Below are 24,999 nucleotides of genomic sequence, written 5' to 3'. Positions count from 1 at the left end.
GAGGTTTCTGACAGAATGGGACCCGCTACCATGTCTGAGAGTCTTATCGAAGAAAGCATTCTTTCCCGTCCGACCTATGGCACGTTAAAAATCGTACCGGGTCTGGCGCATTATTTTCTGGCCGATGCATCCGGTGCCGAATGCGTTATCCGGGTCGTGCAGGAACTGCCGCGCGACATGTTGGAAAAGGTGCATATCCTTTATGTGCCGACCCCGGGTGAAGCCGCCCTGATTACATCGCTTTATGCGCTTGGCGCCAAACGGTTCGAACATTCCCCGACTATTGACGAAGCCGTCGCCAAGCTTGGTGAATGGCTGTCAGACGCCAAGATGGGCAGCCAGCTTTATCTTGCGGGCACCGAAGGCTTGGTCGGGCAGGGCGCTGCCAAGGGCGAGGCATGCGGCCTCGATCATACAGCAGTGCAGTGTGAGCATCGCGGCAGTCTGGCGCGTCGCGTTCAGTGTGTTCACTGCAAAACCATGATCGAGGACGTCACCACCCAGCCGGTCAAATGTCCGTCTTGCGATTTGCTGTTGCTCGTGCGTGATCACTATTCCCGTCGTCTGGCGGCGTTTCAGGGTGTTTGTATCAATGCTGAAGACCCGTCTGAAGAAATCGAAATCAAGGAGGTGTTCAAATGAGTGCGTCCGATCATTTGATTCCGGTGGTTGTCAGTAACGTGGTCGAGGTCAACCCGATCATTAAACGGTTCGAGTTCAAGCACGTGAATGGTGATGAACTCCCCGCCTTTTCGGGTGGGGCACATATCGTTGTCGAAATGCTTGATGACGGCACGAAACGCAAAAATCCCTATTCGCTGATGAGCTCCCCGTTCGAGCGCGATCAATATGCGATTTCGGTGCGCCGGGACGATACCGGGCGCGGCGGATCGAAATTCATGCATGAGCAGGTGCGACCTGGCATGCAGATGAAAATCTCTGCCCCGGTCAATCTGTTCGCGCTCGACTTGCGGGCCAGAAAACACCTGATGATTGCTGGCGGCATCGGCATTACGCCGTTCATCGCGCAAATGGCCCAGGCCGATAAGCTCGGCGTGCCGTTTGAACTGCACTATGCTGCGCGCTCAGTATCGCAGGCGGCCTATATGGACAGCCTTGCCGATCGTTTTGGCGATCACGTGTCGTGCTATTGCGATGATCAGGGCGAAAGCGTTGATTTGGAAACGCTTTTATCCAGTCAGCCCCTTGGCACGCATGTCTACGTCTGCGGCCCAAAGGGCATGATCGAACGGGTGGTTGAAACCGCGACAAGTCTTGGCTGGCCCGCCGCACACGTTCATTTCGAACACTTCCTGGCCCCACCAGTTGGTGAGCCCTTTGAAGTGCATCTGTCCAAGGCAGGCATTGATATCACGGTGGGTGCGGAGCAAAGCCTGCTCGAGGCGGTTGAGGCATCCGGAACCCCGATCAATTGCATGTGCCGGGGCGGGGCGTGTGGTCAGTGCGAAACGGTGGTTGTCGCCTGCGACGGCGAGATCATGCACAACGATCACTGGCTTGATGAAGAACAGCGTGCGGCAAAGCAACGGATCATGCCGTGTGTTTCACGGTTCCGCGGCAAACGCCTTGAACTTGATCTGTAAGGGGGATTTCAGTCATGACCATCCAGTTTAAAGACGAGAGCTTCCGCGGTGATTTCACCTACGCCAATAGTCCGTCAAACATCCCGCGTTTTCCGTTTCCCTTCCCGGAAGACGAATACATGTATTCGACCAATATCGAACCGCATCATGCTGCCCGTGCCGGCAGCCCGTTTGAAAATGCGTTTGATGTTGATGAACACTATGTCGCGGAAATGAAGGACCGCGCGCTAGTTTTGGCCGAAGACCCCGGTCGATGTCAGGCCTTGCCGCATATGGAAACGGCGGGGTGGGATTTCCTTGAACTCGTGATGGTGTCCAAGGCGCGCGATTATCCCGATCTGTTCAAACTGACCATGGATGGCGATCGCTGGCACTGGATCAACAAACCGCTTCAGATCGACGATACCTTTACCTTTGGTGACAGTTCGACACTGCCCTGCCATCCGATGGAATATATCGGGCGTCAGGTACAAGGCGATCACGCCATCCTTGATCAACGCGATGGCAATCTTTGGATGGATGCCGGGATCATCACCGCACAGGCCGACTGGTCGCTTGATTTCGACATTGGCATGAATTTCTTTGAATGGCATGCGCCCGTGCCGCTGGCCCACGAACTGGGTGTGTTCCAGCGTGCGCTGAAATTCCTTTTGACCCTGCCACAGGGGCAGCCATCCCGGCGCCTGAACTGGACGTTGACGGTTAATCCGCGTCTCGATACCAGCCCGGAAAATTATCCCAAATGGGGTCCGGACCGGATGACCGTGACGCCGGAAAATATTGGTGAAAAGGTCCATCTGCGTGTGGAGCTTCAGACGTTCTGGCGTCTGCCGCGGTCCAACGCAATCCTGTTTCCGATCCGAACATATTTGATGGCGATGAACGAAGTGGTGACCCAGCCAAAATGGGGCCGTCGCCTGCATCGTGTCATGCGCGATTTGCGGCCCGAACTTGTCGATTACAAGGGGCTGTCGCGCTACCACCCGATCCTGGTCGAGTGGCTTTCACAATTTGACGACGGGGCGCCGACGTCACCGGGGATCTTCCCCGATTAACAAAGAACGAACCGGCACAAGCCGGACAGAGGAGACGCATAAACGGCATAACGCTTTTATTGGGGATTTAAGGCTATGACACTTCGTGTTGCGATTATTGGCGCCGGTCCGTCAGGCATGGCGCAGATGCGTGCATTTCAATCTGCTGCCGCCAAAGGGGCCGAAATCCCCGAGATTGTGTGTTTTGAACGTCAGGAAGACTGGGGTGGTTTGTGGAACTACACCTGGCGCACCGGACTTGATGAATATGGCGAACCGATCCACGGATCGATGTATCGCTATTTGTGGTCAAACGGGCCCAAGGAATGCCTGGAATTTGCCGATTACACGTTTGAGGAACATTTCGGCAAACCCATCGCATCCTATCCGCCGCGCGCAGTGATCTGGGATTACATCAAGGGCCGGGTTGAAAAGGCCAATGTCCGCCCGTGGGTGCGGTTCAGAACCCCGGTCCGCAGTGTTGAATTCGATGAAGAAAGCCAGACCTTCGCCGTCACATCACATGATTTGAAAAATGATGTGGTTTCGACCGAGGAATTTGATCATGTCATTGTTGCCAATGGTCACTTTTCGACCCCGAATGTGCCGGAATTTCCGGGCTTTGAGACCTTTGGCGGGCGTGTTTTGCATGCCCATGATTTCCGTGACGCACTGGAATTCAAGGGCAAGGATATCCTGATCATCGGTACGTCCTATTCGGCTGAGGATATCGGATCGCAATGTTACAAGTATGGCTGCAAGTCGGTCACGGTCAGCCACCGCACCAACCCGATCGGCTTTGACTGGCCAGATAACTGGGCAGAGGTGCCGCTGCTGACCAAGGTTGATGGCAATACGGCCTATTTCAAGGATGGCTCATCACGTGACGTCGATGCGATCATTCTGTGCACCGGCTATCAGCATCACTTCCCGTTCCTGACTGATGATCTGCGTCTTAAGACCGATAACCGCCTGTGGCCACTGGGCCTTTATAAAGGTGTCGTCTGGGAAGAAAATCCGAAGATGATGTATCTCGGCATGCAGGACCAGTTCTATACCTTCAACATGTTTGATGCGCAGGCATGGTTTGCCCGTGACGTGATCATGGGCCGCATTCCCTTGCCATCCAGGGATGAAATGAAGGCCGACAGCAAGGCCTGGCGGGATCGCGAAGAGGGTCTTAAGGACGATCACGACATGATCTGGTTCCAGGGAGATTACACCGCCCATCTGATCGAAATGACGGACTATCCGATGTTCGATATCGAAGGGGTGAACAAGACCTTTGAGGAATGGGAACATGACAAGGCCGACGACATCATGGGCTATCGCAACAAGTCCTATCGATCGCTGATGACGGGCAATATGTCACCAGCCCATCACACGCCGTGGCTGGACGAACTTGATGACAGCCTGGAAGCCTATTTGCAGGTTGAAAAGAAAACGGCTGCCGAATAGGCAGCCGAACTTTCAGGACTTTCAAAGAAGCGGGCGCAAGTCCGCCGTCTCCCTTAACCAAACTCGCAGTCACCCCCACAGTCGACATGGCTGCGGGGTTTCTTTTGGGGTTTATAAGCCGCGCGTTTCAGGACCGCGGCTTTTCCTTTTTGGGATCATAATGCGGGAAGGCGGTGATGATGGCGGGCAGGCGGACCATATGGCCGTCAAGCTTGCCAATCTCGACCTCGGTGCCGATATCGGCGTGCGCGATATCAACCCGCGCCAGTGCGATATTCTTGCCCAGAATGGCGGATCGTACCGCACTGGTGATCACACCGATCTGCGCACGTCCGATATGAACGCAATCGCCATGGCCGACCGTGACGTTGCCATCAATCTCGATGCCCACCAGTTTGTGCGACGGATGTTCCTTGCGCCGGATCAGGGCGTCACGGCCGACAAAGTCATCTTCCTTTGATTTGAGCGGTACGGTGAAGCCGATCCCGGCTTCGAACGGATCGGTCTGATCGGAAAATTCATAATCGGCAAAGATCAACCCGGCCTCGATCCGCAACATGTCAAGGGCTCCTAGCCCCATCGGCGTCAGGCCGTGTGGTTTGCCAGCCGCCCAGATGGCATCAAACACGGTGAGGGCGTCCTTGGGATGGCACCAGACTTCGTAACCAAGTTCTCCGGTATAGCCGGTGCGGGAGACGACAACAGGTGCGCCTTTGGCATCACCGATCCGGCCAACGGTGAATTTGAACCATTCGACTTCATCCATGGATGGCTGATGCGGCGGAGTCCAGATGACTTCGCGCAGGATATCGCGGCTTTTAGGACCCTGAACGGCGATGTTGTGCATCTGATCGGTCGATGAGCGGATCAGGACATGCAGGCCAAGTTTTTCGGCCTGTTCACGCAGCCAGACACCGCTGTAATCATCGCCGCAAATCCAGCGGAAATTATCCTGCCCCAGACGCAACAACGTGCCGTCATCAATCATACCGCCGTGCGGATAGCACATCGCGGAATAGACGACTTGGCCGATGCCAAGTTTTTTGACATTGCGCGTCAGGCAATATTGCATCAGCGCTTCGCTGTCCGGGCCGGTGATTTCGAACTTCCGCAAGGCTGACAAATCAATGACCACGGCCTTTTCACGGCAGGCATAATATTCTTCGATCATGCCGTGGCCGTTATATTCATGGGCCAGCCAGAAACCCTTATATTCGACGAAGTTGCGGGTCAGTTCGCGTGTACGCGGGTGGAAGGCGGTTTCTTTGGTCATTTTTGCTTCGGCCTCTGCAGTCGGGCGCCAGGCAACGGCGTGGCTGAATTTTTCAGCACCATCGTAACTTCGGATATGGATGTCGGTTGGTTTCCAGGCATTGGCCGCGGAAGTGTCATCCGGGCAGGCCGATGACACACAGACAAGGTCGGTCATCGCACGCAACAGCACGTAATCGCCCGGACGCGACCAAGGCTGATCGGCATACATCACGCCGTGATCATCAATGCCAGTATTGAAAAAGAAATTGATCGCCATCCAGCCAGCCCGCGGATCAACACCATGTTTGGCAAGGGCCGCGTTGAAATTGTCCGTGCAGTTCACATGACCGGGATAGCCGATGTCATCGTAATATTTCGCAGCACAGGCCATGGCAAAGGCATCATGACGCCCGCAGGTGTCCTGAACGACTTCGACCAGTGGATCCATGTCCTGATCATAGTATTTTCCATGCAGGCCGGGCATTGGATAGGCATGGCCCATCAATGTGCGTGTGGTGGTCACATCCAGCGGGTTCTGAATGCCGCGATCAAGTTTGCGCGCATCAAAACACTGAAAATCAGTGCATTGCCGCCCGTCGACATCAAGAATCTGGATGTAGTCGCCTGCCTTGATTTCATAGGCCTCGGCGGTGGCCGAATGCACACGCAAATCCACAACCGGATCGGCCAGCGGATCGGGCAGGGCGAAGCTATAGGTATCAGAATGATGGGCGCGTTTGATCAGGGCCGTGATCGGTGTTGCGGTATTGTGCGCATCGATCCGCATCAGCGGTGCCGGGGTGGCAATGATGACAAACCCGTCAAGCTGGATGGTCAGTTCAACCGTATCACCGGGTGGGCTGGCATTGCCAAAAAGCCGATGGGCAAGACAGCTTTCAAGTTTGATATCGCGTTTGCGCAAGGTCTTGGCAAAGCGCGTCAGGCTGTCATCAAACGGATCAGACAGCAGATCCATCAAGCCATGCGGCGCGCCATGTGCCAAAGGTTCAAAAATCTCGGGCCGTGCGGCGCCGGATGGTGTCAGGCCGATCAGCTCGACTGATTGCATGCCTTCGCAATTGTGGAGTGCGAGTTGATCGCCCTCGCGCACCGAAATCATGATCGCACCGCGTCCGGGAATTTCATAGCGTTCGCGATTGCGCGCCATCGCAGTGCGTCCGGCATTGATAATGCGACTGGGGCGCGCAGCGCGGACAGCGTGCGGATAGGTTTCCGGTGTTCGGGCAAGGTCGATCATTGTGGCCTCGTGTGCGGTGAATGATCTGAAAGCGGCAGGCCTGGAGGGTATTTGGTGTTTTTACTTTCGGGAAAAGGCAGAGAGGCCAGTTTTGACACTGGCCTCTCGCTGTGTCAGTTGAGCAAAGCAATAACCCAAGGGTTCAGGGCGTCATTGTATTGCTTTGCATCAATCAGATTACATGTCTTTGTAGGCTTTGTTCTCGTGAATGGCCATCGAGGCGATGGTCCAGATGCACACGCCAACACCAACAAGTGTAAGCGCCACGAGCAGAGCCGGTTTGTCAGCAAAGGTGAAGTAGGCTTCTGCACCTTCCCAACTGGTAATCGGAGCTGAGTTCATGTTTCAGTTTCCTTGTTTCGATGTGTCAGAATGATCTTACTCAGCCGGGGTCGGCGAAGTCGGATCGTTGGTAAACGCTGCCGGAACGGTGCTTTCCGGATATGCGCGGACCGGTACTTCTGCCTTGTCAAGGCCAGCCACTTCTGCCTGTTCAGACACACGCAGCAGACCAACAAGCTTCAGAACCAGGGACAGAACGTAGCCCGGTGCGAAGCCAAGGATCATGAAGACGACAGCACTTGAAAGCTGTCCGACAAACGAGATTTCCGGACCGGCAACGTTCTGATAGCCAGATGCAAAGATACCGGCCATGACAAGGCCCCAGACACCGCCAAAGCCGTGGACGGCAACCGCGCCAACCGCATCGTCGATCTTGAATTTCTCAACAAGGATGTCGTTGAGTTTCGGCATGACGCAACCGCCGCCAAAGCTGACGAGGAAGGCAAGACCCGGATAGTAAAGGTCAAGTGCCGGTGCAGAGGAAATCACACCGATCAGGGCACCCGACATCATCCAGAACGGATCACGGGTGACCAGATACGCACCGATCATGCCGCCTGCAACGCCCATCAGGGTGTTGAATGCGAATGCCGACAGGGTTGCCGGGGTGTTGTAAATGGTCATCCAGGTATCGCCGGTATAGATGATGCAGCCGCCAAGGAAGCCGAAGAAGCCCATAACGATAAGCATCAGGCCAATCAGCGACATTGGCATGTTGTGACCGTCGATGTTGTTGACGGTACCGTCGGCATTGAAGCGACCGATACGCGGACCAAGGTTGATCAGAACACCAAGGGTGAAGAAGCCAGCGATGGTATGAACGGCACCCGCCGCACCAACGTCATGCAGGCCCCACTCGGTGGTGAGCCAACCATCCGGATGCCAGCCCCAGGATGCGCCAAGGATCCAGACAACAGCGCCCAGGAACAGGGCAAGGATCGTAAAGCCGGAAATACGGATACGTTCGATTACCGAGCCCGACATGATCGAGGCGGTGGTTGCCGCAAACAGCGTGAAGGCCGCATAGAAGATACCCGACGCGTTATCCGTCAGGTTCGGACCCATATATTCGCTCCAGGGCAGGCCTGCCTCGGAACCGTCGGAAATGGTGAAGCCGGTCGGGAACGCAAGATAGATCCACCAGCCGATGTAGTAGAAGGCCGGGATCAGGAATGCGAAAGCGATCAGGTTTTTCATACCGGATGCCAGTGCGTTCTTCGCACGCGATGCACCCATTTCATACGCAAGGAAGCCTGCGTGAATTGCAAGCATCAGTGCAGTACACCACCAATAGAATACTTCGGAATTGATGGTCGTTGCCATGCTGAGCGATGCTTCAAGGCTGTCCAGCCTCGCCATCAACTCTGGTACGGATTGTTCCATTTTAGTCTCTCCATCACAAAATGCCCCCCGATGGACATTCCTTTTATTAAAATTCAATTCCCTGTAGTGAACAAGCGCAAATGTGTTTTTTATTGTGCGTCGCAAAAATTACAGGAAAATCAATGATCTAAAAAAATATAGAATCGATCAAGGAGAAATTTGAACAAAAAATAGACGCCAAAATTTAATGCATATCAAATATGCAGGTCGCCGGAGTCGTGCCGATTCCGTCTATTTCCCGGGGTGAGAAATGCATCTTTTGGTTGGGTTTTTGCTATCGAGAGGGTTCAGGTCAGAGACCGCGCGCCTCGCTTGGCTTCACGCCATAAGCATCTTTGTAGCTGCGTGAAAAATGGCTGCTGTTGGAAAAGCCGGTGGCAAAGGCGATCTCGGAAATGGTCAGGGCACTTTGCGTCAAAAGCTTGCGGGCATGTTCAAGCCGGACCTGGCGATAGGTTTCAAGAAACGACTTGCCAAGATGCTGGTCAAACAGGCGATCAAGCTGCCGTGTTGAAAGCCTGGCAAAGCGCGCCATTTCGTCGCGGGTTTTCGGATCTTCGATGGTGGTTTCCATCTTTTCGAGAACCCGAAGCAATCCGGCATGATGGACGTTATAGCGTTCGGCAAGCGATGCACGTTGAGGGCCGCCCGATTGCCCGACTTGTGTGTGCAGATACCAGTCCGACACCCGGGTTGCGAAATCCGCCCCAAGGTTTTCGGCGATCATGGCATGCATCATGTCAAGCGGCGCCACCCCGCCGCCACAGGTGATGCGATCCCCGTCAATGACAAACCGTGCGCGTTGGGGTTCCAGATCCGGAAAGGCCTCGATCAGGGCAGGGGCATGTTCCCAGTGAATGGTGAATTGACGCTGCCCCAGAAGCCCGGCGGCGGCCAGAACGTAAGCCCCGCTTGATATGCCGCCCATGCGCACACCCCAGCGCGCCAGTTTGCGTAAATTGCCAAGCATGCCCGGTGCCTGCCATTGCGACGGATGTCCACCGGCACAGATAAACAGGGTGTGCAAACTGGTCGGGGCCTGCGATAGCGGGGTGGTCGGCACCATCGTGCCGGAAGAGGATAAAACGTTTCCGCCCGCCGCCGAATAATTCAACACCTTGTAGATCGGCTGACCCGCCAGAAGGTTGGCCGCACGCAGCGGCTCAATCGCCGAGGCATAAGACATCAACGCAAAATCGGGCAGCAACATGAAACCGATATGCTGGGTGGCCGGAACCGGTTTGGCGTCAAGTTGCCCGGTACGCGGGGTGCGTGTGGTTCTGTTTTGGGGGGCTGAGCTCATGACGCCTGTATCCCGCGTTGGGCGACAATAATATCGCGATGTCGCATTTGTGTTATTGAATGTCTTTAATAGACAAGCTGCAATTTGCACCTCTGTCAAGATTGCTGGGTACCCGATGTGGGCAACAGCGAAAGATCGATGATGCGTTATTCAGCCCTGTCATTGCTTGGCAATGCATTTTCCAAGAACAAGAACTGGAAGCCAGCATGGCGCAATCCGGACCCGAAACCGCATTACGATGTGATCATCATCGGCGGTGGCGGGCACGGATTGGCAACCGCCTATTACCTTTCCAAGGTGTTTGGCGTGCGGAATGTCGCCGTGCTTGAAAAGGGCTATCTTGGATCCGGGAATATCGGGCGGAATACGACAATCATTCGATCCAACTACCTGCTTGAAGGCAATAACCCGTTCTACGAGTTTTCGATGAAGCTTTGGGAAGGCCTTGAGCAGGATTTCAATTTCAACGCCATGGTGTCCCAGCGCGGTGTGATCAACCTGTTTCATTCCGATGCCCAGCGCGATGCCTACACGCGTCGTGGCAATGCCATGCGCCTGCACGGGGTGGATGCGGAGCTTCTTAACCGTGATCAGCTGCGTGAAAAGCTGCCGTTTCTGGATTATGAAAATGCCCGCTTCCCCGTCATGGGCGGGTTGATGCAGGCGCGCGGCGGCACGGTGCGCCATGATGCCGTTGCGTGGGGCTTTGCGCGCGGGGCCGATCAGAACGGCGTCGACATCATCCAGAATTGTGAAGTCACCGCCATTGACCGCGATGGCGATCAAATCACCGGGGTGCAAACCACACGGGGTGCGATCACCTGTAACAAGCTCGCCATGGCGGTCGCGGGCAGTTCAAGCCATGTCGCCAAAATGGTCGATATGCGCCTGCCGATTGAAAGTCACGCGCTTCAGGCCTTTGTGTCCGAAGGATTGAAACCGTTCATCGATACGGTGGTGACCTTTGGCGCGGGGCATTTTTATGTCTCGCAATCCGATAAGGGCGGACTGGTGTTTGGCGGGGATATCGAAGGATATAATTCCTACGCCCAGCGCGGAAACCTAGCGTGCGTGGAACATGTTGCCGAGGCCGGCATGGCGATGATCCCGGCACTTTCGCGGGTGCGGATCCTGCGCAGTTGGGGCGGGATCATGGATATGAGCATGGATGGATCGCCGATCATGGATCGCACCCATCTTGCCAACCTCTATTTCAATGGGGGCTGGTGCTATGGCGGGTTCAAGGCGACCCCGGCGTCGGGCTATTGCTTTGCCCATTTGCTGGCAACCGATACGCCGCATGAAACCGCAACCGCGTTTCGCATGGATCGTTTTGCGCGCGGGTATCTTCTGGATGAAAAAGGCGTTGGCGCCCAGGCCAACCTGCATTGAGGAAATTTGGAAATGAGTAGTCTTGTCAAATGTCCTCATTGCGGTTTGCGCCCACGCGAGGAATTTACAATCCGCGGCGAAGTCGCCACCCCGCGCCCAGATGCCGGTGCCGATGAAGCCGTCTGGTTTGATCATGTTTACCTGCGCGACAACCCGCGTGGTGAACATCGCGAATACTGGCATCATTCCGGCGGGTGTCGTCGCTGGCTGGTGTTGACGCGCAATACCCTTACCCACGAAACGTCTGATGTGGTCGATGCAAGCACCTTGAAGACGGAGGGCGCGCAATGACCAGTTTCCGGATTGATGGCGGCACCCTGATTGACCGCAATGATGTGCGCCGCTTTACCTTTAATGGCGAGGCACTCACTGGCTTTGGTGGCGATACGGTTGCATCAAGCCTGTTGGCCAATGGCAAGCAGCTGGTTGGCCGCAGTTTCAAATATCACCGTCCGCGCGGCATCCTGACCGCCGGGGCGGCGGAACCCAATGCCCTTCTGACCATCGGGCGGGACGGGCGGCGTGATCCCAACACCCGTGCCACCATGGCGGAACTGTTTGATGGCCTCGAAGCGCGATCGCAGAACTGCTGGCCGAATGTCAATTTTGATATCGGGGCGGCCAATGGGTTGCTCGGGCCGCTTTTAGGCGCCGGGTTCTATTACAAGACCTTCATGTGGCCAGCCGCCTTTTGGGAAAAGGTCTATGAACCGCTGATCCGCAAGGCGGCCGGTCTTGGCCGGGCAAGCTATGATCCCGATCCCGGCTATTACGAAAAATGTTGGGCGCATTGCGATCTTTTGGTGATCGGGGCGGGGCCGGCTGGTTTGGCCGCGGCCCTGACCGCCGGGCGGGCCGGTGTGCGCGTGATCATTGCCGATGAAGGGGCGCAACTTGGTGGTGGTTTGATCGCCGAAGGAAGCCCGGTGGGTGGTAAACCAGCCGACACAGTGCTTGCCGATATCATTGGTGAGTTGCACGCCCTTCCCAATGTCGAGATCAAGAAACGCACCACGGTTTTTGCCGCCTATGACGATCAGGTGTTTGGCGCGGTTGAACGGGTACAAAAGCATCTGCCAGAACACGAGATTAATCCCCATCGCGCCTTGGAACGCCTGTGGCGCATTGTCGCCCGACAGGTGGTGCTGGCGACCGGGGCGGAAGAACGCCCGATTGTCTTTGGTGGCAATGATCGCCCGGGCGTCATGATGGCCGGTGCGATGCGTACCTATTTGAATGCCTATGGCGTGGCACCGGGCAAACGCGTGGCGCTGTTTGCCAATAACAGTCAGGCCTATCAGACCGCGATGGATCTTGAGGCGTGTGGTATCGAGGTTGCCGCGATCATTGATCCGCGCACCTGCCCGAACATTGACTATGACGGTAAGGCGCGCCTGATTGCCGGTGCAATGGTGCGTGATACTGCTGGTCGCAAGGCGATCAAGTCCATCACCGTTCGCCATGATGATGGCCGTGATGAAGTTATCGCGGTGGATGCCCTTGGCGTATCAGGCGGCTATAGCCCGATTGTGCATCTGGCCTGTCATCGCGGAGGCAAACCTGTGTGGTCGGACGCGCATGTCGGTTTCATGCCGCCGGAAAATACCGATGGCATGACGTCCTGCGGTGCGGTTGCCGGAAAAGCCGGTATTGCGGCCTGTTTTGCCGACGGCGGTGTTGCCGCGGTCAAGGCGCTTGCAGAACTGGGTGTAAAGGGCGAGGCCGCATCACTTCCGGGTGTCGAGCAGAACGAGGAAAAAGTTGATCATATCCAGCTGGTCTGGCGGGTGGCATCAAGCAAGGGTAAGGCCTTTGTCGATTTTCAGAACGACGTTGCGGCATCTGACATCACGCTCGCCATGCGCGAAGGTTATGATCATGTCGAACTTGCCAAACGTTATACCACCAACGGCATGGCAACCGATCAGGGCAAGACATCGAATGTAAACGCGATTGGCATTCTGGCCGAGAACAAGGGTGTATCGCCCGGCGAAATCGGTACAACAACCTTCCGTCCGTTTTACACGCCGGTATCGTTTGGTGCGCTGGTCGGCGCATCCAAGGGGATGGATTTCCAGCCAGTGCGCAAGTCCCCCCTGCATGGTTGGGCAGAGCGTAATGGTGCAAAGTTTGTCGAAACCGGGCTTTGGTATCGATCAAGCTGGTTCCCCAAGGACGGCGAGACCTTTTGGCGTGACAGCGTTGATCGCGAAGTTAACGCGGTGCGGTCCAAGGTTGGCATCTGTGATGTTTCCACCCTTGGCAAGATTGAGATTTTTGGTGCTGATGCGGCAGAATTCCTGAACCGGGTTTATTGCAACGCTTTCCTGAAGCTGCCGGTTGGCAAGGCGCGCTATGGCATCATGCTGCGCGAGGATGGCTTTGTGTATGATGACGGCACGACCAGTTGCCTTGGCGAAAATCATTACTTCATGACGACGACAACGGCCCTTGCCGCCGGGGTTTTGACCCATCTGGAATTCTGCGCGCAGGTGTTGTGGCCGCAGCTGGATGTCCGTTTGGCATCGGCAACCGATCAATGGGCGCAGATGGCAATTGCCGGACCTAAATCGCGCGATGTGCTGTCCAAGATTATTGATGATGATATCTCGAACGAGGCCTTCCCGTTCCTGGCGGCGCGTGAAGTATCGATGTTTGGCGGGCGCCTCAAGGGCCGGTTGTTCCGAATTTCGTTCTCCGGCGAGTTGGCCTATGAAGTTGCGGTGCCTGCCGGATACGGTGAAAGCGTTGCCGATGCGATCATGACTGCCGGCGAAGAGTTCGGGATCACGCCCTATGGCACCGAGGCGCTTGGCGTGATGCGGATTGAAAAGGGCCATGTCACCCACGCCGAAATCAACGGCACGGTCACACCGGCTGATCTTGGCATGGGCAAGATGGTGTCAGCCAAAAAGGATGATTTCATCGGCCGGGTGATGAACCTGCGTGAAGGGCTGGTGGATCCATCGCGCCCGTCACTTGTCGGGATCAAACCGAAATCACCGTCTGACAGGTTCGCCACCGGATCGCATATCCTTAATCCCGGTGATGACGTCAGTCTTGCCAATGATCAGGGCTATGTCACCTCGATGTGTCATTCACCGACATTGGGTCATACGATTGGCTTGGCGCTGGTGAAAAACGGCCCGAGCCGCGTTGGTGAAGAAGTGGTCATCTGGAATGGACTGGCCGGAACAACTGTCACCGGCGTCCTTTGCAATCCTGCCTTTGTCGATCCGGAAAATGAGAAACTTCATGCATGAATATCCATTAGAAAACCGTTTCGCATTTTCGCCCCACGTCGCGGCGGGCGCGGGTGCGTCGATCAATCTCGCCCCGGTGACGGGTGGCTTTGTGATCCATGTGCTGGGCGATGCCAAAAGCGAAGAAGCGGCCCTCAAACAGGCGCTTGCAAAGATCGCCCCGGAACTTGGTGCGGATGTGCGCAAGTCCGCGCCAAAGCAGTGGTTCTGGGTGGGGGATGCGGATGTTTCTTCTGACCGGTTGGCAGAAATTCAGGCGGGGTTACCCAGCGAATTTGCACTGGCCGATCAGACGCATGGGCGATTACGCATGGTGCTTTCCGGCGCTTCATCGCGGATCGTGTTGGCCAAGGGCACCATGGTTGATCTATCGCCAGAGATGTTTGCAATTGGTAGGTCGGCCATGACCCAGATCGGGCATATCGGCGCAATGATCACCCGTACTGCGGATGACAGTTTCGAGCTTATTGTTTTGCGCAGCTTTGCGAGCACCCTGTGGGATGAATTGCAACATATGGCCGCAGAGTTCTGCCACCCTTGAATGGACATCGCGGGGGTGTGTTCGTTCATCGGCGTTTCGGTTCAAACAAAACACGGTAGGGGCGGAGCATTTAAGTGCTCCGCCCGTTTGTGGTGTGATCAATTTATTTGCGCGCGGTCAGGCGTGCGCTTTTGATTCCGTTGCAGATTCCTGACGTAGTCGGGAGATTGCGATGAAATGGAAGCCAAGAAAAATCGGAACGAAAAACGCCGGGAACATTGCAAGCGGATAGGCATTGATGATGTTTGGTGCATCCAGTGCATAAAGATGGGCAAATCCCGGTGACGTAATAATCCCAAACAGGACAGCAAAGAAGAAATCGGCGATCCCGATGAAGATCGCGCGCGCCAGAAGGGATCTTGCATTCGGTTCCCCTTTGGCAAGTGCCCGACTTGCTTGCCATCCGGCAATCCCGGCAAGAATGTCCCCCAGTCCCGCAGGCAAAGCAAACAGTGCTGGAATATCCCCGACGATCCATCCGATCAGGAACAGTCCACCCATGATGCGCGGGATTTGAAACGCGGCGATTGCACTCAGGGGTGTGGCTTCGGTGATGCGTCTGCCAAGCGGTGTCAGCCACGCAAGGCCCCAGATCAGGGTCGCGCCGCCGAACAGAAACATCAGGACATAGGGCGGGTCGCCAATTTCGGCGGGGACATTGAAAACCCCCGACCGAGAGAACGGGAGGGCAACAGCAAACCACGCCCCAAGGACAACTGCAGAGGCAGTCACAAATACAGCGATTTGATTGGCTGTCAGGGAAGCGCGAAATGCACCCATGCTGGCAATCGCGACAGCAAGAAGTGGAATGCCGATCCCGAATGGATGCACATAGAACTCATAAAAACCGAACATGGTTTTGGTAACTCCGTTTTGTTGTGGTGCATGCCAGCAAATTATTCCGAACGTCAGAAACCGTTGCGCGCTGTCTGTCTTGGTGCCGCAACGGTTACGTTTGCTATCACGCGCCATTATAGATGATGATTGTCATCTTTTTATTTAGATGATATACGAAATCTATAATGTCAATCCCGAATTTGAGAGTTCGCTATGCCGCGTGTTTCCGAAGCGGAAAAAAAGAAATCCCGCAAACGCATTCTTGATGCGGCCGCACGCCTTATCCGTGAGAACGGTGTTGAAGCAACCAGTGTGGCAGATGTCATGACAGCAGCCGGGATGACTCATGGCGGGTTCTATCGCCATTTCGCCAACAAGGACGAACTGGTTCGCGCCGCGTTTCTGGAAGCGGTCGACAGATCGGTTGGGGCAATGGACGTTCCTGAAACCGAAGGCGCTCGGGAAGAGGCGCGCAAAAGGTACGTCGCGACATACCTGTCACAGGAGCATGTTGAAAGCAGGGGGACAGGCTGTCCGATTGCCGCACTGGGTGCGGAGCTTGGACGTGGCGATGGCGCGGCAAAGAAAGAGGCCGCAGCCAGCGTTGATCGGGTTGCGGCATTGCTTGCGGATGGGGATGACAAGCAGGAAGGATACGAAAAACTTGCCTTGCTTGTCGGTACAATAACCTTGGCCCGGCTTGTCGATGATGTCGTAACGCGCGAATTGATCCTTGATGCCGGTGCCACGGCATTCAAACGATCTACTTCATAAAGTACCGGGATGAAGTACCGGCCAAAAAGTGGGATTTTCGCGCGTTCGGTTACTTGACCAATACAGCCAGAAGTTTGTCGAGGAACACTTCGCAACGGCCCAACTGATCAAGCTCGATGAATTCGTCGGGCTTGTGGGCCTGTTCGATACTGCCCGGGCCACAGACCACGGTCGGGATATCGCCAAGGGCCGAAAATGCGCCGGCCTCTGTGCCGAAGCTGACCTTGCCGGTGGTGTTGGCACCCGTGAGCGCCATGACAAGTTTGGTTACTTCTTCGTCATCGCCGGTGGCAAGGCCCGGCATATCGGAAATCACTTCAACCTCGATGCCGACATCGTCGTAAATCTCGCGCATTTCGGGCTGAAGGGTATTTTCGATGTAATCGTAAATCTTGGCTTTAAGCGCTTCGCGGTCATCGTTGGGCAGATTGCGGAATTCGAAATCGACAAAGCAATTCTGCGGAATGATGTTGAGCTGCGTACCGCCCTTGATCACACCGGTATGGAAGGTGGTGTGGTTTGGCTCAAACTCGTCATCATGCGGGCCGTTTTCGCGGCATTCGTGGCCAAGCTTACGCAGGAACACCACCAGTTCGGCGGCAAATTCAACCGCATTGACCCCTTCGCGCGGCAACGACGAGTGCCCGGAACGACCGGTGAAATGTGCGCGCGCGGAAAACTTGCCCTTGTGCTGGGTGATGACCTTCATTTCAGTCGGCTCACCGACGATGCACATGGCCGGTTTGTGTGGCAGATTGTTGATCGCCTCGACCAGGCTTGGCACACCCAGACAGCCGACTTCCTCGTCATAGGTGAAAGCCAGATGGATTGGCACCCGAAGGTTGGCGTTCTTAAAGGTTTCCGCCTTGGCCAGAAGGCAGGCGAGAAAACCCTTCATGTCGCACGATCCGCGGCCATAAAGCTTGTCGTCGCGGATATCAATCTCGTACGGATCGGATGCCCAGTTCTGGCCCTCTGTCGGGACCACGTCACTGTGGCCTGACAGGATCACGCCACCCGCAACGTCCGGGCCGATGGTGGCATAAAGATTGGCCTTGGTATCGGTCGGGTCGCGCACAACCAGCGTGTCATAGCCCAAACCGTCCAGGAATGCCTTCACCTCGTCAATCAGTGCCAGATTGGGCGTCATGCTGACGGATTGGTGGCGGATCAGTTTGCGGCACCATTCAATGGTATTTTCTGACGGGGCAAGTGCGGCGGTGGTCATTCGACGAATTGTTCCTTGAGGATACGTTCTTCAAGATTGTGTTCCGGATCAAACAGCAGCTTGATTTTCATACTGCGGTCTTCGCGGATTTTCACGCTCGAGACATCGCGAACCTCGGTATAGTCGGCAACGGCGGATACCGGGCGCTTTTCGGGGTTCTCGATCTGGAAAACGACTTCTGCGCCATGGGGCAAAAGCGCGCCACGCCAGCGACGCGGGCGAAACGGACTGATCGGTGTGAGCGCGAGCAATCCGCTTCCCATCGGCAGGATCGGACCATGTGCCGACAGGTTATAGGCCGTACTGCCGGCCGGCGTACAGACAAGCGCGCCATCGCAAACCAGTTCGGCCAAGCGTTCGACGCCATCGACCTTGATGCGCAATTTGGCGGCCTGACGGGTTTCACGCAATAGCGACACTTCGTTGATCGCCAGCGCACACAGGCTTTCGCCCGAAACAGTGTGGGCTTCCATCTGAAGCGGGTGAAGCTCGACCGTCTGGGCCTCTGCGATGCGGTCGGTCAAATTCATTTCGCGGAATTCATTCATCAGAAATCCGACCGTGCCCCGGTTCATGCCATAGATCGGCACCTTGCGGCCCATATAGCGGTGCAGGGTTTCGAGCATGAACCCGTCGCCGCCAAGGGCTACGATCACGTCGGCCTTGTCGGGCGCAATGTGGCCGTATCTGTGTTTTAGCCGATACATCGCATCCTGTGCGATTTTGGTTTCGGCTGCAACGAAGGCGATGGAATCAAGCTGCATCTTCGATCCAACGGATGTTTGGGGCTCGCCCGAAAGGGCATGGCCGAACAATAGAGTACGCTTTGCACTGAATTGCAAGGGGCTGCGTGATGTTCGTCCCCATGCAGATGTTTTGACTAAACACCAGTATGATTGACGGCACGAAAAAAACAGTGGAACCTGAAAGTTACGGGTTCCGATCCCCGGTTCAAATCAAAAAAACAGAACGGCGCGATGTCAAAAGAACCATTCAGCTTCTCTGCCGCCCTTTCCCGCATTTCACGTCCTGATGAAGGTCATGACGATGATGTGCTTGAAGTCGGCGAAAGCATGGAGCTTGATGGTGCGTCCGAAACAGCACTCGTTCCCAAACGGATCCGCAATCCGGATGCCACCCGTCAGAAGCTTCTGGACGCGGCGTTTGGTGAAATCCGCCGGGCCGGGTTCGGCGGGGCGTCAATCAGCAACATCCTTGAACAAAGCGGCTGTACGAAAGGTGCGCTTTATCACCACTTTTCCGGCAAGGCCAACCTGATCAACGCCGTCATCGAGGAATGCCTGCCGGGCTATGTTGACGAGGTCTGGTTGGACGACCTTGAAGGGGCAGAAGATATATTGCCCGTGTTGATGGGGCAGGTGGATCGGTTGGGTAGCGAAAATGCACCGGCAATGCTGGCCGGCGGATGCCCCCTGGCGCGTCTGGCATCCGGTGCCGGTGAACTTGATGAAAGCCTGCGCAAACGTATTGATGGTGTTTACCGTTATTGGCGGCGCGGGCTTGCGTCCCGCATCGGCAAGGCGCAGTTCGACAAAACCGTCCGTACCGATATCGAACCCTCGGCCGTTGCGGAATTCATCATTGCCGCCCTGCACGGGTTCCTGACCCGCCCGCCCGCCTTGCGCAATCTGGAAACCCAGGATTCATTTGCGCGCGAATTTGCCCGCTATCTCAATAATCTTCGGCCTTGATCAGACTTAATCGCTAAAGCCCTTCGTTCTGAATTGCGCGGCACGTAGATTATTGTGCTGTCAGCCATTAATACAAACCATAAATGTAATATGGATTGTATTGACATTTATTTGTGATGAATTAGGTATATTGCACAAAATCATGATGAATTGATCATTGGAGACAGCCCCATGCGTTCCCTTATCCTTTCTGCCGTTGCGGCGGTCACTTTTGCCTTTGCGGGCAGTGCTGCGCAGGCGGAACGTCTTACCGAAAAGCCGCTGGTTGATGCCAACTGGGTTGCGGACAATCTTGATAACCCGTCGATGGTTGTTGTTGATATCCGCTCGCTTACCAAGGACGGCAGCCCTTATGAAGCTGGCCACATTCCGGGTGCCGTCTTTGCGCCCTATGGCAAGTTTGGCTGGCGGGCCAAGGTCAATGATGTGGTTGGCATGCTGCCGCCGGTTGATGTGATTTCCAACCGCATTGGTGCACTTGGCATCGACAATGACAAACAGGTTGTCGTCGTTCCGGCCGGCCAGAACAGCTCGGACTTCGGTTCTGCCACCCGCGTTTACTGGACTTTTAAGGTGCTTGGTCATGACGCGGTTACCATCCTTGATGGTGGTCAGCGCGCTTGGCTGGCGGCTGGCAAGGAAGTCTCGACCGATCCGGTCGTGCCAAAGGCCGTTGCGTTCAATGCCAATTTCCGTCCTGAACTTGTTGCGACCGCCGATGATGTTGCCAAGGCGCGCGCAGAGGGTGTTGCACTTGTCGATGCCCGTCCGGTTTCGCAGTTCAAGGGCGAAGCAAAAAGCGGTGTTGTCGCCCGTCCGGGTGCCGTTCCGGGTGCGAAAAACATTCCGCAGTCAAAGTTTTACAACGATCAGGATGGCGCCTTTGTCGCGGCTGACGTGATCGAAAACCTTGTGGCAGATGCAGGTGTTTCCAAGGACAGCAAGGAAATCACCTATTGCAACACCGGTCATTGGGCGTCGGTCGCATGGTTTGGCCTTTCCGAAGTGATGGGCAACAAGAACACGGCGATGTATGATGGCTCCATGACCGAATGGGCGGCGGATCCGAACCGTGAAATGGTGATCCCGGAATAACCGGATAACCATACGGCTTCCACCAAGCCGCGAACATTCTGGACGGAACCGGGCAGCCGGTTCCGTTTTCATTTAGATATCTGATTTCAGGTTATTGAGCCTCACCATGTCTGAAACGACCCTAAAAGCAAATCCGGCAACACCGGGTTTCACCTTTGACAAAGGACCGGCTGCCATCACCGCCGTCCTGTTTGTCCTTGTCGGTATCGCAATTTCACAGGCGGTCGATCTTAAACAGGCCGTGCTGTATGGCCTTGGCGGATTGCTTGGCATTGCGCTTTATCATGCGTCCTTTGGGTTCACCGGCGGGTGGCGCCGCTTTTCTGTTGAAAAGCGCGGCCGTGCCTTGCGTGCACAGCTTTTGATGATCGGTGTTGCGGCGGCGGCCTTTATCCCGTTGCTGTCGCTTGGCAATCCGTTTGGCGGATCGGTCGTTGGGGCGGTTGCACCCGTCGGCATGTCTGTCCTGATCGGGGCGTTTCTGTTTGGGCTTGGTATGCAGCTTGGCGGGGGCTGTGGCTCCGGCACGTTGTTCACGGTTGGCGGCGGCAGTGCGCGCATGCTGGTCACGCTTGTCTTCTTTATTATCGGTGCGGTGATCGGCACGGCCCATCTGCCGATGTGGCTTGAGCTGCCCTCCTTGCCGCCGATGAGCCTTGGTCGTGAATATGGCATTGGCGGCGGGCTTGCCGTGACGTTCGGGGGTCTGGCGCTGGTGGCGTTGCTGACCGTATTCGTTGAAAAGCGTGCCCATGGCGGCCTTGAAGTTGTTTCAACGGCACCGCGCGAAGGTGTGGCACGTTTCATCCATGGCCCATGGCCGATGATCTGGACCGGCCTGCTTTTGGCAGGCCTCAATGTTGCGACGCTTCTGATTGCGGGCCATCCGTGGTCGATTACCTTTGGCTTTGGCCTTTGGGGCGCAAAGATCGCGCAGGTCATTGGTGTTCCGGTTGAAACCTGGGAATTCTGGAACTGGGCTGGCCCGGCGCGTGCGCTTGGCAATTCGGTTCTGCAGGATAATACGTCGGTGATGAATTTCGGCATCGTGATCGGGGCAGCATTTGCCGCAGCCCTTGCCGGCAAGTTCGCACCCAAGGTTTCTGTTCCGGTTGCATCCCTTATCGCGGCTGCTATTGGCGGGCTTTTGATGGGTTATGGTGCGCGTCTGGCGTTTGGCTGCAATATCGGCGCGTTCTTTAGCGGGATCGCCTCGGGCAGTGTGCATGGTTGGCTGTGGTTTGTGCTGGCCTTTGCCGGCAGCTGGATCGGCATAGCATTGCGTCCTGTCTTTGGAATGGATGGTTTCCGGAAATGAGCGAGAAAAACACACTCCTGTTTGGTGCGGTCTTCCTTGCGGCAACCGGTGCCGTTGCGTTGGATCACTACAGCCACACCGCAAACATCCCGGCCGTTGCCAATCCGGCCCCGGCCAAACTTCCGGCAGCGGGCAGTAACCCGTGCGCTGCCAATCCTTGTGCCGCAAATCCCTGCGGGGCCAACCCGTGTGCCGCGAACCCATGTGCGGCAAACCCGTGTTCAGCCAACCCGTGCGCGGCTGGCTATAGCCCGTGCGGTGCGAATCCATGTGGTGCGGGCTATAATCCTTGTGCGGCAAGCCCGTGTGGTGCCAATCCGTGCGCAGCCTACAACCCGTGTGCGGCAGGAAACCCTTGCAGTTCTTCCAGTCCGTGCGGTGGCTTTAACCCCTGTGGTGTGCGATCAGCTAACCCATGCGCGGCTTCGCCATGCAGCGCCAATCCCTGCGCCGCATTCAATCCGTGCGCTGCTTCCAACCCATGTGCGGCAGGAAATCCGTGTGCCGCTTATAACCCGTGTGCTGCGTCGCCCTGTGCTGCGTCTCCGTGCGCGCCAGCGGCAAGTAACCCATGTGCCGCCAGCAATCCGTGTGCGGCCCATAATCCCTGCGGGGCAGGGAACCCGTGTGCGGCGTATTGATGTCGGCAAAGGCAGCATGTATTTGAATTTACAACGGCACGGCAGCGCAATTCTGCCATGCCGTTGTGCGTAAAACGCGGGGCTGTCAAAAATAAGCTGTTTGACAAGGGGATAAAACTCTGCGCATGGTGTGGCTGTTATTTGATCGCTCCAGAAGCGTAGAGGGGAATTAACGCCCCTACTGTCGAGTGGTTAACCCAAGAACGCATTGAAGTATCCAGCTACGCGGGTGCTTCCAGAACTGCAAGGCGCAGACCTGATTACTAATTTTCACCGGGCGAAGTCCCAGCTGTCTGCAGCCTCCAATTTACGAGTTACCCTTATTTGACCCAGTTTTCCGAACTCGGCCTCGCCGAGCCGGTCCTTCGCGCGCTTGCCCAAGAAGGCTACGACGCGCCGACCCCGATCCAGGCACAATCCATTCCCTCTCTTCTAGACGGTAAGGACCTGCTTGGTATCGCACAGACCGGTACCGGCAAGACGGCAGCGTTCGCATTGCCGATCCTTGACCGCCTTTCCAAATCCCAAACCCGCACGCCCAAAGGGGCATGCCGTGTACTTGTTCTTGCGCCGACGCGTGAACTTGCCGCCCAGATTGGCGAAAGTTTCCGTGCCTATGGCCGCTTTCTCAATGTGCGCACGGCTGTCGTTGTTGGTGGTGTTGCCCCTGGTCCGCAGATCAAGGCAATAACCCCCGGTGTGGAGGTTCTTGTCGCAACACCTGGTCGTTTGCTTGACCATGTCGACAGCGGCAAGCTCAGCCTTAAACATGTTGAAGTGGTGGTGCTTGATGAAGCCGACCACATGCTTGATCTTGGCTTCTTGCCGCCGATCAAGCGCATCATCAAGATGTTGCCGCGTGATCGCCAGAACCTGTTTTTCTCTGCCACCATGCCGACCCAGATTGGTCAGCTGGCAGGGGACATGCTGTCTGACCCGGTCAAGGTGTCGGTAACCCCGGTTGCCACCACCCAGGAACGCGTCGAGCAGTCGGTCTATTTGATTGAACGCACGCGCAAGCGTCAGCTGCTGGCAGAGCTTCTTGATAATCCGGCTTTCAAGCGTACGCTGGTCTTTACCCGGACCAAGCGCGGTGCCGACCGTGTCGCGCGCCATCTTGAAGCCAATAAAATCAGCGCGGCTGCGATTCATGGCAACAAAAGCCAGAACCAGCGTGAACGTGCTCTGAACGCCTTTAAGGATGGTCAGATCAACGTGCTTGTCGCAACCGATATCGCCGCGCGCGGTATCGACGTCGATAGCGTGACCCACGTTGTGAACTTCGAACTCCCGAACGTGCCGGAAAGCTATGTTCACCGTATCGGCCGTACGGCCCGCGGTGGTGCCAGCGGATCGGCAATTGCGTTTTGTGATGAAGAAGAACGTGGTCTGCTGCGCGATATCGAAAAAACGACCCGCCAGAGCATTCCGGTTATTGATCGCCGTGATGCAAAGGCCGCAGCCGAGCAGGAAGCCCTTTCCGACGAAGCGCGTGAAAGCAACCGTGGCCGCCGCAGTAGTGGTGGCAATGGTGGTGGTCAGTCGCGCGGAAATGGTGGGCGTGGTGCATCGGGTGGCAATGGTCGCGGTGGTCGCCCGGCCAATGGCCGGAATGCCCGCAATGATCGTTCGGATCGCAGTGATGCGCGCGCTTCTGCGCCGCGTCGTGATCGTGATGATGCCCGCAAACAAACGACACAAAGCCGCGATGGCGCTGACAATGCGTCCCGTGCATCGACCGAACAGGCCCCGTCGAACCCGGCGCTGGAGAAATCCAAAAGCCGTTACAAGGGTGGCCTGAAGTCGAAACCTGCCAATGGTCGTGGCGGGAACCCTGAAAACGGCCCCCGTCAGAGTGATGGTGGCAAGCGCCCGACGAAACGCATTGATTCCAATGGAAATCGTCGCGACGGGGCGAAAGCTGACAATTCAATTTCTTCCGGTTTGTCCTTTATGGGCAGTGCCGAGGAACGCCGCGCGACTGGTAACGGGAGCAATAGTGCCCGAAATACCGGACCGCAAGGCAAGCGCGGCGGTGTAAACCGCAATCGCAATCATCGTGGCGCACAGTCCGGCGGGCAGCCGGGTGGTGCGGGCCGCGAAAACACTTCTGGAAAACAGCCGAGACGTGAACGCGCCTGATTGTTTTTCAAACCCCTATAGGCGCACCCACGCGGGGTGTGTCGAAACGCCAATCAATACTCGATAGGAGATCTAAAGATGGCAACTGGTACCGTTAAATGGTTCAACGCAACTAAAGGTTTTGGTTTCATTCAGCCGGACGAAGGCGGAAATGACGTATTCCTGCACATCAGCGCCGTTGAACGCGCTGGCATGGGCCACCCGCAGGAAGGCGACAAAATCAACTACGAACTGCGCACCGACTCACGTTCGGGCCGCGTTTCGGCAGATGATCTGACCGCTGCCTAATTCGGCTTGTCCTTCCTTGTGAAGGGCACCGTATTAACGAAACCCCCATCCGGGAAACCGGATGGGGGTTTTGTTTTGCGGATGTCATTTGTGATGATGCTTTTATGACATCTGATGCGCAAGGCGCGGAAA

General features: G+C 56.1%; 21 protein-coding genes. 14 read left to right on the top strand and 7 right to left on the bottom strand.

Annotation, left to right across the window (positions count from 1 at the left end; all coding sequences use genetic code 11):
- Nucleotides 1–30: 30 nt before the first annotated feature.
- The 4 genes from B2T33_RS09880 to B2T33_RS09865 all read left to right on the top strand — a co-directional run bounded on the left by B2T33_RS09880 (nt 31) and on the right by B2T33_RS09865 (nt 4,096).
- Entirely contained in the window at nt 31–642 is a 612-nt protein-coding gene (locus B2T33_RS09880; RefSeq protein WP_286791878.1) for a dimethylamine monooxygenase subunit DmmA family protein, read from the top strand.
- Entirely contained in the window at nt 639–1,604 is a 966-nt protein-coding gene (locus tag B2T33_RS09875; protein ID WP_286791876.1) for a PDR/VanB family oxidoreductase, read from the top strand. Before B2T33_RS09880 ends, B2T33_RS09875 begins: the two co-directional genes overlap by 4 nt.
- Nucleotides 1,605–1,618: 14 nt before the next feature.
- Nucleotides 1,619–2,659 carry a heme-dependent oxidative N-demethylase family protein gene (locus B2T33_RS09870; RefSeq protein WP_120225314.1) on the top strand — a complete coding sequence of 347 codons (1,041 nt, stop codon included), beginning with the start codon at nt 1,619–1,621 and terminating at the stop codon, nt 2,657–2,659.
- Nucleotides 2,660–2,734: 75 nt separating this feature from the next.
- Nucleotides 2,735–4,096, top strand: coding sequence for an NAD(P)-binding domain-containing protein (locus tag B2T33_RS09865; RefSeq protein WP_286791873.1), 1,362 nt, complete (start codon nt 2,735–2,737; stop codon nt 4,094–4,096).
- A 127-nt stretch (nt 4,097–4,223) separates the two neighbouring features.
- Here the strand turns inward: B2T33_RS09865 and B2T33_RS09860 are convergent, their stop codons facing one another.
- The 4 genes from B2T33_RS09860 to B2T33_RS09845 all read right to left on the bottom strand — a co-directional run bounded on the left by B2T33_RS09860 (nt 4,224) and on the right by B2T33_RS09845 (nt 9,636).
- The gene (locus tag B2T33_RS09860; RefSeq protein ID WP_286791871.1) at nt 4,224–6,608 is read right to left on the bottom strand and encodes a DUF1989 domain-containing protein; all 2,385 of its coding nucleotides are present in this window, start codon (nt 6,606–6,608) and stop codon (nt 4,224–4,226) included.
- A gap of 177 nt (nt 6,609–6,785) precedes the next feature.
- Nucleotides 6,786–6,950, bottom strand: coding sequence for a hypothetical protein (locus B2T33_RS09855; protein WP_165374900.1), 165 nt, complete (start codon nt 6,948–6,950; stop codon nt 6,786–6,788).
- 36 nt (nt 6,951–6,986) lie between these two features.
- A complete protein-coding gene (locus tag B2T33_RS09850; RefSeq protein ID WP_063090363.1) occupies nt 6,987–8,333 on the bottom strand; it encodes an ammonium transporter in 1,347 nt (448 codons plus the stop codon).
- A 292-nt stretch (nt 8,334–8,625) separates the two neighbouring features.
- Entirely contained in the window at nt 8,626–9,636 is a 1,011-nt protein-coding gene (locus tag B2T33_RS09845; protein WP_286791867.1) for a GlxA family transcriptional regulator, read from the bottom strand.
- Nucleotides 9,637–9,774: 138 nt separating this feature from the next.
- On the opposite strand from B2T33_RS09845, the gene B2T33_RS09840 reads away from it, so the two are divergent.
- The 4 genes from B2T33_RS09840 to B2T33_RS09825 are packed head-to-tail and all read left to right on the top strand — an operon-like array spanning nt 9,775 to nt 14,832.
- Nucleotides 9,775–11,028 carry a sarcosine oxidase subunit beta family protein gene (locus tag B2T33_RS09840; RefSeq protein ID WP_414716637.1) on the top strand — a complete coding sequence of 418 codons (1,254 nt, stop codon included), beginning with the start codon at nt 9,775–9,777 and terminating at the stop codon, nt 11,026–11,028.
- Between the two features lie 12 nt (nt 11,029–11,040).
- On the top strand, nt 11,041–11,319 hold the full coding sequence (locus tag B2T33_RS09835; protein ID WP_286791865.1) for a sarcosine oxidase subunit delta: 279 nt from the start codon (nt 11,041–11,043) through the stop codon (nt 11,317–11,319).
- Complete coding sequence (locus tag B2T33_RS09830; RefSeq protein WP_286791863.1) at nt 11,316–14,291, top strand: sarcosine oxidase subunit alpha family protein; 2,976 nt, start codon at nt 11,316–11,318, stop codon at nt 14,289–14,291. Before B2T33_RS09835 ends, B2T33_RS09830 begins: the two co-directional genes overlap by 4 nt.
- Nucleotides 14,284–14,832 (top strand): sarcosine oxidase subunit gamma, encoded by a 549-nt coding sequence (locus B2T33_RS09825; RefSeq protein WP_286791861.1) that lies wholly within the window; start codon nt 14,284–14,286, stop codon nt 14,830–14,832. Before B2T33_RS09830 ends, B2T33_RS09825 begins: the two co-directional genes overlap by 8 nt.
- 117 nt (nt 14,833–14,949) lie before the next feature.
- On the opposite strand, the gene B2T33_RS09820 is transcribed toward B2T33_RS09825, so the two are convergent.
- Nucleotides 14,950–15,687: a hypothetical protein gene (locus B2T33_RS09820; RefSeq protein WP_286791859.1), complete on the bottom strand. Its 738-nt coding sequence runs from the start codon at nt 15,685–15,687 to the stop codon at nt 14,950–14,952.
- A gap of 195 nt (nt 15,688–15,882) precedes the next feature.
- Here B2T33_RS09820 and B2T33_RS09815 point away from each other — a divergent pair, with 195 nt between their 5' ends.
- Nucleotides 15,883–16,443, top strand: coding sequence for a TetR/AcrR family transcriptional regulator (locus tag B2T33_RS09815; RefSeq protein WP_197145428.1), 561 nt, complete (start codon nt 15,883–15,885; stop codon nt 16,441–16,443).
- 49 nt (nt 16,444–16,492) lie between these two features.
- Here the strand turns inward: B2T33_RS09815 and argE are convergent, their stop codons facing one another.
- Both argE and B2T33_RS09805 read right to left on the bottom strand, forming a co-directional pair.
- Entirely contained in the window at nt 16,493–17,671 is a 1,179-nt protein-coding gene (gene argE, locus B2T33_RS09810) for an acetylornithine deacetylase (protein ID WP_197145427.1), read from the bottom strand.
- On the bottom strand, nt 17,668–18,435 hold the full coding sequence (locus tag B2T33_RS09805) for an NAD kinase (RefSeq protein WP_040824675.1): 768 nt from the start codon (nt 18,433–18,435) through the stop codon (nt 17,668–17,670). The genes argE and B2T33_RS09805 overlap by 4 nt, the downstream gene beginning before the upstream one ends.
- Before the next feature lie 213 nt (nt 18,436–18,648).
- Between B2T33_RS09805 and B2T33_RS09800 the strand changes: the two genes are divergently transcribed.
- The 5 genes from B2T33_RS09800 (at nt 18,649) to B2T33_RS09780 (ending at nt 24,867) form a co-directional block, all read left to right on the top strand.
- On the top strand, nt 18,649–19,383 hold the full coding sequence (locus tag B2T33_RS09800; RefSeq protein ID WP_197145426.1) for a TetR/AcrR family transcriptional regulator: 735 nt from the start codon (nt 18,649–18,651) through the stop codon (nt 19,381–19,383).
- A 171-nt stretch (nt 19,384–19,554) separates the two neighbouring features.
- Nucleotides 19,555–20,478 (top strand): sulfurtransferase, encoded by a 924-nt coding sequence (locus tag B2T33_RS09795; RefSeq protein WP_286791853.1) that lies wholly within the window; start codon nt 19,555–19,557, stop codon nt 20,476–20,478.
- Between the two features lie 106 nt (nt 20,479–20,584).
- Entirely contained in the window at nt 20,585–21,796 is a 1,212-nt protein-coding gene (locus B2T33_RS09790; protein ID WP_197145424.1) for a YeeE/YedE family protein, read from the top strand.
- Between the two features lie 965 nt (nt 21,797–22,761).
- Nucleotides 22,762–24,579, top strand: coding sequence for a DEAD/DEAH box helicase (locus B2T33_RS09785; protein WP_286791852.1), 1,818 nt, complete (start codon nt 22,762–22,764; stop codon nt 24,577–24,579).
- A gap of 78 nt (nt 24,580–24,657) precedes the next feature.
- On the top strand, nt 24,658–24,867 hold the full coding sequence (locus tag B2T33_RS09780; RefSeq protein ID WP_008892034.1) for a cold-shock protein: 210 nt from the start codon (nt 24,658–24,660) through the stop codon (nt 24,865–24,867).
- Nucleotides 24,868–24,999: the final 132 nt, after the last annotated feature.

Source organism: Thalassospira sp. UBA4513, assembly GCF_002388495.1.
Taxonomy (GTDB): domain Bacteria; phylum Pseudomonadota; class Alphaproteobacteria; order Rhodospirillales; family Thalassospiraceae; genus Thalassospira; species Thalassospira tepidiphila.
Note: the sequence above shows the minus strand (reverse complement) of the source record. Positions and strands in the feature narration are given on the sequence as shown.